The organism is Methylobacterium sp. WSM2598 (genome assembly GCF_000379105.1).
Taxonomy (GTDB): Bacteria; Pseudomonadota; Alphaproteobacteria; order Rhizobiales; family Beijerinckiaceae; genus Methylobacterium.
The window spans coordinates 3,793,315-3,802,025 of record NZ_KB900609.1 but is presented as its reverse complement, the minus strand read 5'-3'; the positions used below and the strand labels follow the sequence as shown (position 1 = coordinate 3,802,025).

The following is an 8,711-nucleotide window of genomic DNA, read 5'->3' as shown; positions in this document are numbered from 1 at the left end:
GTGGGCCGCCCCGGTCAGGCCGCCCACCTCCAGTTCCATCAGCCGCTCGGCCGCAAAGCCGATCATCTCGCGCAGCAGGTCGGCGTCGGCGCTCTTCTCCAGCAGCCCGCGCAGGCTCATCATCTCGTCGGTCATCGGAGGTCTCTCGGGTTCGAGGTTGGTGCTCGCACCCCGACCCTACCCGGCAACCGCCGATGACCACCCCGCGAGAGATCCCGCCTGCTTCGGCGCTGTGGAGGGCGCGCAGACGGGCTCTCTCGCTCCCGTCGAGCTACACCACCACCAGGGACACGACCCGGCGCGGCTTGAACCCCGCACCGGAGGAAATGCGGGCTGCCCCCGTAACGAGTTCTTGGCCCTGGCCGTTTCTCCTCCAATCGTCCAATCAAACATACGCAATGGGGAGGCGGGCCTGGATCGATAAGGACAGTTCAGGTGGGGGTTGGTGCGGCCTTCCCATGCCGTCAGCCGGCGATCCAACATCCAGGTTCCAGACAAACGATACTCATGAGTGGAGGCCGGGCCGGATGAACAGCCGTGCTTGGTCGCCGCGTTCCGGTTGAGAACGCATGCTCAAAGAGCCGGAGCGATCTCGCTCTCCCGAACCGCACGCTCACCCATGCGGGAGCGAATGCGGTAAGTCGCTTCCCCAGTGCGATCCTCCGGCATCAGCCGCACGATCTCGAACACCTCGCCGCTGCTCACGAGCTTGTCGGAGAATCCGGCCGGACGCATCTTCACGTTCTGATGAAGCTTGAGTTTGTGCGACATTGATTATTCCTGATGTTGGCGGACGACGTGTCGTTCTCAAGCACGCTGCGGCGTTGGCGAAGCTCGCTCAGCCGCGTTGGCGCGCCTTGCGCGCCGCGTACCGGGCATCCCGCGCGGCTTTCTGCTCGGCCTGGAGCGTCGTCGCGCGGGCCGACGCCTCAGCGACATCCCGCGCCTGATCCGCGGCCTCCTTCTCGCGCAGCACAGCCTCCTGCTCGCGTAACGCGGCCTGCTCGGCCTGTACGCGGGCCGCCTCCGCCTGGCGGGCGGCTTCCCGTTCGACCAACCGCGTGATGCGCGCCTCGGCGACGGCCTGCCGCTCGGCGCGCCGCGCCGTGAGCGCTACATCGTCCGCTGCGCTCCGCGCGGAGCGGACAAGCATGGCGCTTCTGGCCTCGGCGGAGGACTTCAGCCGCTCGCCGAACGAGGCCTCCTTGAACCCGCCCATCCGTCAGACTCGGCTCAGGCTGAGCGAGTGGACCGGGCCCGAGAACCGGTCGGCGAGGTGCCAGCGCAACTCCCGCACCGAGTGGTAGCGGTAGGTGCGGTCGATCAGGTGACTGACATCCAGCCGTTCCTGAGCCTGCTGCCTCCAGATCTGCTGTACCTGAAACGTTTCGACTTCGATCAAGACGGGCTGGCAATTTGCGACTGAAGTGAAAGTAAAATCCACGTTGTGAAATCCATTCGAGTTCGGACTCCTCGTGAGGAGCAGGGGGTACGGACGACGAGGTCCGCACCCCGGTGCAAACCGGACTACTCCGCCCGGAGATTGCCGGCCGACTGCTTGCCGCTCCGGCGATCCGTCTCCATCTCGTAGGAGACCTTCTGGCCCTCAGACAGCGTCTGCAGGCCCGCGCGCTCGACGGCGGAGATGTGAACGAACACGTCCTTGCTGCCATCCTCCGGCTGAATGAAACCGAAGCCCTTCTGGCCGTTGAACCACTTCACGGTGCCGATGCTCATAGTCGTATCCATAGTTTCGTAAGTGCAGGCGTGAGCTTGGCGCGCGATCAGCAGCGCCAAGGCTCGGATGATCGATAGGATTTGGAGAGAGTGTCAGAGCATGCGCCCCGCTCAGCAGGGCGACGAGGCCCGGAAGTCCGGCCAAAGATCGATCCGCTTAGTATGGGCCGCTTCAGCACCGATGGCAAGGCGCCCAGATGAAAAGACCTCGCTACCCTGCTCCGCTTGTGGCCAAACGCGCGTTCGGACGGGCCTATTCGGCAACCACATCCGGCGGCACGCCGGGACGAGTGCGGCACGGTTAAGCAACTGGCTGCGCTAGTGTTTCGCCCCGGACTTGGCGGTTGTAACCGCCTGGCCCTTGGTGCTCGGGGCAGCCGCAATGGTCTTCGGCTTTTCCTTCTTCGGCTTCTTGGCTTCGCGGTTTCCGCGCTTGCGATCGTCACTCATGAGGGTCCCCCTGGTCAGACGTCGGGGGCCGCCCCGTCTCGTCCATCTGACGTGACCGACTCCGACAGGCGCGTGAAATCAGCCAGCACGGCAGCCACCATGCTGTGCAAGCGAGGATCGTCGCAGGACAGCGAGGCGGAGAAGCGCTCCAGCAGGTATCGCGCCTTCTGAGCCGCTTCCGGCCACGTCGCGGCTTCCGCCGAGAACAGGTTGGCTTCGAGGTCGTGTTGGCGCGCGACAAAGTCCGCGTGTTGTGCTTTCACGGCGGCCCGCCTGCGGCGGAGCGTCGTGGCCTTCTGAGCGGCCATCCCGCGCCGCTCGTCCAGTTCGATCGAGCGGTCCGTCATCCGGCCAACCTTCATCTTCGCGCGGCTAACATGACAGCTTTCCTCGTCCATGTCCGTTAACTCGGAGGCGCCGCGAGTCGCAGTTTCGAGGATCGCCGGAGCAAACCGATCGGTTTGGAGGCGTGGTGATGGGGATCGCGGCCGGAAGCATCGGTGCTGTTCCGGCCGGCACGAGGAGCAAGCGATGGTCGACCTGCACATCCAGCACCGAACTCTCTACCGATTTCGGCACCCCGTGACACTCGGGGCGCATCGGCTGATGCTGCGACCGCGCGAAAACCGCGACGTGCGCTTGGTGTCCAGCAACATCACTTTGACGCCCTGAGCCACGCTGAGCTGGGCCAACGACGTGTTCGGCAATGCCGTGGCAACGGCCACGTTCGGCCAGCCATCGGATACGCTCGTGATCGAGAGCGTCGCGCAGGTCGTTCTTTCGGCTGCAGCCTACCCGGTCTTTCCGATCGCTGCTTCCGCCATCTCCTATCCCTTTCGCTACTCCGACGACGAGTGGGGCGACCTCGGCCTCCTGACGGTTCAGCAATACCCTGACGATGGAGGGCTGAGAGCCTGGGCGCAGGGCTTCGTCGCGGGGAACCCGACGGATACCCTGTCGCTGCTGCAGGATCCGAGTGCCGGTGTTGCCCGGTGCGTTGCCTACCAAGCCCGCGAGGACGAAGGCACGCAGTCGCCGAGCCAAAGCCTGTCCTTCGCACAAGGGTCCTGCCGAGATCTCGCGACCCTGTTCGTCGAAGCCGTGCGCAGCCTCGGCTTCGGGGCCCGGATCGTCTCCGGTTGCCTCTATCACCCGACCCAGACCCTGGTAGGCTCGGCGAATGCCGGCTCGACGCACGCGTGGGGCGAGGTCTACGTGCCAGGCGCGGGCTGGATCACGTTCGACCCAACCACAGCATGGGCGGCGCGAACCTGATCCCGGTCGCCGTCGCCCGCGACATCCGGCAGGCCATGCCGGTGGCCGGCAGCCTTCTTGGCGCAACGAACGCCTTCCAGAACATGAGCGTCGAGGTCAGCGTCGCCTCGTGATGAGCGATCCTGCTGGCGGAGGTAATTACCCAGGGGGGTCCGGCCCGGTGTCGGAGCCGGCTGAGCTTATCTGCGATGAGGTGGGCGGCGCGGGGCACGATCAGGCGCCGATGGTCTTGAGGAGGGTGGCGAAGGTGCCGGCCCCCGAGAGGCGAGCGGTGTCGACGACCGTGCGCACGTCCGCCTCGCCTGCGGCCGCCCACATAGCACGGTAGCCGTTCGTCACCTTGCGTTGCACCACTGCCGGGCGCAGAGCGCGCTCACACCCGTTGTTGGTGACCGCCACGCACCCGGGATGGTCGAGGAAGACCAGGAGTTGATGACGGGCCCTGCCGATCTTGGCTTGCAGAGCGCGGCTCAGGTCGCAACGGCTCGGGGCGGACAGGATCTCCGACAGCTGCCGCTCCAGTGCCCGGCGCTTGGCCGAGAGCGTCGAGGCCGCCAAGTCGATGACGCGCTCGGCCAGGCTGAACACGGACCCGAGCCACAATTGCAGGCGCAGCGGCACCGGATCTTCGCTGACCTCGACCGCGTAGGCGACGTCGCGCCAGATGCGCCAGGCAGGTCTGGTGCCGCGCGCCGTGGCCCCCCTGCTGGGCGGTGTAGCGGTCCGACAGCCACACCGCGGGCCGGTGCCCGTCCATCATCGCGTGCACCACCGCGGCGGCGCGCGTCGGGGCGGCGTGATGAACGACCGCCTCGTCCGAGCGGAAGACCCAATGGTACGCGTTGCTGCCTTCGATGCGTACGCCGGTCTCGTCCGAGGCGACCACCGCGGCCCGGCGCAGTGCCGAGACCGCCGCCTCGCGACCAGCGCGGAACTGCCCCTGGGCCCGCCGCAGCAGGTTCATCAGCCCGCCCTGGCTCAGGGTCAGCCCGAACAGGTCAACCAGCGCGGCTTGCAGGCGCTCGTAGGACAGAGCCTGGAAGGTCTTCAGGTACACCGCCACCGCGTGCAGCCGCGGACCGAACGGCGTGCCGGCCGCCGCCTGCGGCACCGGAGCGACGACGCGGGTGCCACATGAGGGGCAATGCACCGCGAGCCGCTGATGCCGGGTGACGAACGGCGTCACCGCGGGCAACTCGATCTGCTCGCACACGCTGACGATCTCGGCGGGCAGGTCGGCCGCCAGGGCACCGCCGCAGCAGGGGCACTGACCTGGGCGGTGGGCGACGACCTCGTCAGGATCGGGACTGAGCGCGCGGCTATGCCCCTCGTGACCCGGCTTGGCGCCACCGGGCTTGGCCTGCTCGCGCCGCTCCTTGCGATCCGTGGAGGGCGGCTTGGAGGAGGTGCGCGAGGTCTTCTCCGGCCGCTGCAGGCGCAGCACCAGTTCGATCAACTCCTCTTTGCTCAGACGTTCCAAATCGTGGCGGCCCATCTCCCGAGGGAATCAGCCAAAGCGGCTCCGGGCAAGAGGCGCCGCGAGCGCCCCCATCGGCTCCTCGCCGGCGTCACGCCGCGACCGAGCGCACCCCCTGGGTAATTGCTGGCGGAGATGGTCCGCTCCAGCATCAGGCCGAGTTGCCCCCGAGCGGTCCGGCCATGCTGTTGGTGAGGGGGATGTTGTGCCTGTGCGATGAGCCTTTGAGGCCGGGCGTGTCGCAAAGGTTTTGGCCGTAGAGAATTATGCTCCCGGCAGAGGCGCACCCCGGTCCGACGGGGCGATATCAGGCCCGTCAAACCAGTTCACTGACCTCGTCGGAGTGGGTGAGCAGGCGGCGAGCAGGCATTGTAATTCTCTGTTCGGAGGAGATTTTTCGGCCGTTAAACATTTGCGACACGCCCCGGCACGACCCACCCTCTCGTGATCGATAGCTTCGAGGGCGACATGCTAAAGCTAGTGTACCGTAAGCGAGCTGATCTCGTACTCGCGGCTGTAATGACTCATCAGCTCGACCACGGTTTGAGCGAACGCGCGGCTTTCGTCCGCTGAATTGGTTGCTGTCTGAATGGAGAAGCCCGGAAAAACATTGCCAGCCGCGACTGGATTAAATCGGAGTGCAATCAGATTTTCGCCTCCTGGGCGACCCTGGATCTGTATCAAGATCATTCGCGCGACTTGCGCCCACGTCTTCCGCTCACGCTGCATCGAAGGCGCCTCCGGCCAAGAACGGAGTGTGCGCCAGAAGCAGTCCTCTGTCCCCCACATTCGGGGGGGTCGATGGCCGGCTATTACCGCCGGGGAGATCGAGGACGGGCTCCACATTGCCATCGCCACAGCAGCGTGCGCGGTAGGAGCGGATCGCCACGGCCGGATGAGCGTGCCTGCCCTACGTTCCGACCTTACTGACCTCCTGCTCAACGGCATCGACCGCCGCCCGAATGCGCGAGGCCTGCCGCGGTACGCCGTGCGTCGACCTCTACGGCATCGCTGTGCCAGGGTGAGGCCGCTGGCCTTCATTATCCGAAGCCGTCCATGATGAAACCTTCTTCAGATCTCAAACCGGCTTTAGATTGATCAGCTTTCGACCAATATTGTATAGTCTATTACTATCTTCGTGCGCACATCTCAAAAAATTCGCCAACTTGTGATTATCTCGCTGCCCTAATTTGAACGCTTCATTAGCCGAGCTGATGGCTTTAGCGTCTCCTTTGCTGAACGCTTCCTTCAATTCAGCTCGCCCCTTCACATCATTCATTTTATTCAGGCTCCAATCCAAGTCTTCTTTAACTGCCTTCCAATTCGCAGACATCTGATCCTCCCGCACCTGGTTTGGGCAGATTACAGCATATGATCCTTCTTCATTCCCTCGAGTTTAAGCGTGTGATCGGGTTCCCTCGGGCGGTGCGCCCCTGACCCGGGCCCGCACCTGTTCTGTCCCGAATGGAGGCTGTCGGACGTTGGGGCGCGAGCCTGCTGCGATCAAGACTAACCTCCCGGGGAGGCGCTTCGCGCGACAAGGACCGTCCCGCGCCGCGCCCTGCTGCTCGGTTGCTGGTTGTACAGCATCCTCACCTGACTCTTTGTCCGCAGGATGGACGTGATCCCTGCGATTGCGCTTTCAGGGTGCCTCGCGCCTGCTCGATCGCGTCCTCAACGGCGATATGTCGGTCCTCGGCCTCGCCGCTGACGGCGAGGGAGGCGCAGCGTTCCGCTAACTCGTCCTAAAGATCGTCAAGGGCGAGAACTTGCGCCTGCAGGTCTGGCAGGCCGGCCAGATAGGCGAGGATGCTTCCTGCTGCCGTACCGGCTTGCTCCACCTGCCCGCTCTGAACGAATTCAAGCAGCAGGCTTGGACATTCGGAATGAGGCTTCATTCGCACCGACCTTGACTGGTCTCCGCTCGTGGCCAGCTTTGACGCTGGTTTGCTCCGCCGCACGCGCGACGGCTTTGATGACCTGATCGGGCGCCAGGTGATGGATCATGTGCCCCATTCCCGGAACGACGATGAGTTCGCTGTCAGGCAACTCCCGATGCAGCCGCTCGGACTGCCGGCCAACATCCGCGATCTGATCGTCCGCACCCGTCACGATCACCACCGGCAGCATCAGGTCGCGGTAGTGCTCCTGAAGCCCCACCGTGACGGGCGTCATCAGCGCCGCATCTTCGGCCGCAGCTCGGAGCTGAGAGGGGCGTAGCATCAGCTCCTTCGGCATCTGCTCGTCAAAGCGCTCCGGCACCGCGGCAGGCGCGAACATGGCCTTGAACAACCCCGGCAGGATGAGCCGGGAGACGACCGGTGACACCGTGTAGCGCATGACGTCGCCAACCACCGGGATCGCCGGCGGCGAGAACAGAACCACATCGGCCCGCAGCGTTGGATAATAGTAGCCCGAGGCGAGCACGAGGCTGCGTACGAGGTGCGGGGCCTGCAGCGCGAGGGCGACGGCGACCAAGCTGCCCCACGAATGACCGAGCACCACTGCCTGCGACACGCCGAGACGCTTCAGCGCCTCCTGGAACAAGGTCGCGTGTGCCCTCGGCGTCCAGAGAGCCCGCGGCCGCGCGCTGTAGCCGTAGCCGGGACGGTCGATAATGATGACGCGGTGGCGCGTGGCGAGATCCTCGACGATGCCGCTGACCAGGAAGTCCTGGATCATGGTGCCGTTGCCGTGGATGAGCACCAGGGGGTCGCCCTGCCCGCGTTCGACGTAGTGCAGGCGCACGCCATCGACGGTCATGAAGCGGCCGATGGGCGGGTGACGGCGCTCGGCCTCACGGGCTTTCGCGACAGTGTACAATGCCGACGCGCCGAGGGCTGCTGCGGACCCGATCAAGGCGGGTGCCAGCCAGGTCCGGCGGTCGATGTCCGGCTTCGTGGCGTCAGTGCGGTCGTCGTGCATGCATCCTCGCTTGGTCCAGGCCGGATCAAGCTGATGCTGTGCGGTTTGTTCCGCCGAGATGACACAGCGCAATCCAGCACGGTCGAGCATGGACGTGTCCGACTAGAGGCAACTGTCTATATAATTGAGGAACGTCTGATCAGACTCTCAGCTTTTTTTAATTGGTTTACAACAGGTTGGTCCTGCTTGCTGTCGCGTTCAGCCTTGAGTTCACCTGTCCTGACGCCACGCCGATCAGGTGATGGCGTCCGGTTCGGCACCCTCGACGCAATCACCACCGCTGGCTCGGGCTGCTGACGCTGACCGAGGCCGGGCGGGCCGCGGTTGGAGTTGCCGCATGACCCGCCCCCTCGCGATTGACAGCCTCGCGAACCATCAACGATCTTCAGTGAAGCATGAAGGTTCGCATCTCGTAGATGCGAAAAAGCTGCCAGATCATCTCGGCAACTGTCTGCACCATATTGAAATGCTCTTCTTCGCTACCCCCCTTGAATTCGAGGGCAAAGCCCGGGCTATCCTTCCCGCCTGGTGAAGGAGTGAACCGAAACCCGACAACGCACGCCCCACCGGGGCTGCTGCGGGCTTCCGCCAGGATGAGGGCTTCGATCTGAGCTCGGGACCTCGGCAACCGTTGCATGACGGGCTTTCCGAAGGGAGCCAGGGTGTGCGCCTCCTTCGCAGAGGCGTCCCCCACATAGGTGAATCAGCAACATCGGCGACCTGTAAGGAGACAGCGCGACAGGGTGGATTCAAGTGGTCGTCGCAACGGCTTGGCGGAGGGCGGTTGTGATGGCAGGTCGGCGGCGTTCGGATCGGGCACTTCGCGAGAAGCTGCGGTCACCGGGTC

General features: G+C 64.8%; 10 protein-coding genes and 2 pseudogenes. 2 read left to right on the top strand and 10 right to left on the bottom strand.

Going from position 1 to position 8,711, the window contains the following annotated elements; translation table 11 throughout:
• Nucleotides 1-573: 573 nt before the first annotated feature.
• The 6 genes from MET2598_RS0118135 to MET2598_RS0118115 all read right to left on the bottom strand — a co-directional run bounded on the left by MET2598_RS0118135 (nt 574) and on the right by MET2598_RS0118115 (nt 2,585).
• Nucleotides 574-771 carry a hypothetical protein gene (locus tag MET2598_RS0118135; protein ID WP_012331783.1) on the bottom strand — a complete coding sequence of 66 codons (198 nt, stop codon included), beginning with the start codon at nt 769-771 and terminating at the stop codon, nt 574-576.
• 67 nt (nt 772-838) lie between these two features.
• Nucleotides 839-1,219: a DUF6481 family protein gene (locus MET2598_RS0118130; RefSeq protein WP_018261829.1), complete on the bottom strand. Its 381-nt coding sequence runs from the start codon at nt 1,217-1,219 to the stop codon at nt 839-841.
• Nucleotides 1,220-1,222: 3 nt separating this feature from the next.
• The gene (locus MET2598_RS0118125; RefSeq protein ID WP_012331786.1) at nt 1,223-1,444 is read right to left on the bottom strand and encodes a hypothetical protein; all 222 of its coding nucleotides are present in this window, start codon (nt 1,442-1,444) and stop codon (nt 1,223-1,225) included.
• An 83-nt stretch (nt 1,445-1,527) separates the two neighbouring features.
• Complete coding sequence (locus tag MET2598_RS0118120; protein ID WP_018261828.1) at nt 1,528-1,737, bottom strand: cold-shock protein; 210 nt, start codon at nt 1,735-1,737, stop codon at nt 1,528-1,530.
• Between the two features lie 318 nt (nt 1,738-2,055).
• Nucleotides 2,056-2,187 (bottom strand): hypothetical protein, encoded by a 132-nt coding sequence (locus tag MET2598_RS43420; RefSeq protein WP_265576574.1) that lies wholly within the window; start codon nt 2,185-2,187, stop codon nt 2,056-2,058.
• A 14-nt stretch (nt 2,188-2,201) separates the two neighbouring features.
• Nucleotides 2,202-2,585: a hypothetical protein gene (locus MET2598_RS0118115; RefSeq protein WP_018261827.1), complete on the bottom strand. Its 384-nt coding sequence runs from the start codon at nt 2,583-2,585 to the stop codon at nt 2,202-2,204.
• Between the two features lie 133 nt (nt 2,586-2,718).
• On the opposite strand from MET2598_RS0118115, the pseudogene MET2598_RS36810 reads away from it, so the two are divergent.
• Nucleotides 2,719-3,575: pseudogene (locus tag MET2598_RS36810) on the top strand (transglutaminase family protein).
• Between the two features lie 100 nt (nt 3,576-3,675).
• On the opposite strand, the pseudogene tnpC reads toward MET2598_RS36810, so the two are convergent.
• The 4 genes and pseudogenes from tnpC to MET2598_RS0118095 form a co-directional block, all read right to left on the bottom strand.
• Nucleotides 3,676-4,957, bottom strand: a pseudogene (gene tnpC, locus MET2598_RS36805) (IS66 family transposase).
• Nucleotides 4,958-5,416: 459 nt separating this feature from the next.
• Nucleotides 5,417-5,668 carry a hypothetical protein gene (locus MET2598_RS39395; protein ID WP_236728744.1) on the bottom strand — a complete coding sequence of 84 codons (252 nt, stop codon included), beginning with the start codon at nt 5,666-5,668 and terminating at the stop codon, nt 5,417-5,419.
• Nucleotides 5,669-6,017: 349 nt separating this feature from the next.
• The gene (locus tag MET2598_RS41265) at nt 6,018-6,272 is read right to left on the bottom strand and encodes a hypothetical protein (protein ID WP_157182193.1); all 255 of its coding nucleotides are present in this window, start codon (nt 6,270-6,272) and stop codon (nt 6,018-6,020) included.
• Nucleotides 6,273-6,799: 527 nt separating this feature from the next.
• Complete coding sequence (locus MET2598_RS0118095) at nt 6,800-7,864, bottom strand: alpha/beta fold hydrolase (protein ID WP_018261822.1); 1,065 nt, start codon at nt 7,862-7,864, stop codon at nt 6,800-6,802.
• 337 nt (nt 7,865-8,201) lie between these two features.
• Here MET2598_RS0118095 and MET2598_RS41260 point away from each other — a divergent pair, with 337 nt between their 5' ends.
• On the top strand, nt 8,202-8,396 hold the full coding sequence (locus MET2598_RS41260; RefSeq protein ID WP_157182192.1) for a hypothetical protein: 195 nt from the start codon (nt 8,202-8,204) through the stop codon (nt 8,394-8,396).
• The last annotated feature ends 315 nt before the right edge of the window (nt 8,397-8,711 follow it).

Coding starts and splice junctions, on each gene's coding strand:
- MET2598_RS0118135 (WP_012331783.1), bottom strand. CDS start 771: ATGTCGCACAAACTCAAGCTTCATCAGAACGTGAAGATGCGTCCGGCC.
- MET2598_RS0118130 (WP_018261829.1), bottom strand. CDS start 1,219: ATGGGCGGGTTCAAGGAGGCCTCGTTCGGCGAGCGGCTGAAGTCCTCC.
- MET2598_RS0118120 (WP_018261828.1), bottom strand. CDS start 1,737: ATGAGCATCGGCACCGTGAAGTGGTTCAACGGCCAGAAGGGCTTCGGT.
- MET2598_RS43420 (WP_265576574.1), bottom strand. CDS start 2,187: ATGAGTGACGATCGCAAGCGCGGAAACCGCGAAGCCAAGAAGCCGAAG.
- MET2598_RS0118115 (WP_018261827.1), bottom strand. CDS start 2,585: ATGGACGAGGAAAGCTGTCATGTTAGCCGCGCGAAGATGAAGGTTGGC.
- MET2598_RS39395 (WP_236728744.1), bottom strand. CDS start 5,668: ATGCAGCGTGAGCGGAAGACGTGGGCGCAAGTCGCGCGAATGATCTTG.
- MET2598_RS41265 (WP_157182193.1), bottom strand. CDS start 6,272: ATGTCTGCGAATTGGAAGGCAGTTAAAGAAGACTTGGATTGGAGCCTG.
- MET2598_RS0118095 (WP_018261822.1), bottom strand. CDS start 7,864: ATGCACGACGACCGCACTGACGCCACGAAGCCGGACATCGACCGCCGG.
- MET2598_RS41260 (WP_157182192.1), top strand. CDS start 8,202: ATGACCCGCCCCCTCGCGATTGACAGCCTCGCGAACCATCAACGATCT.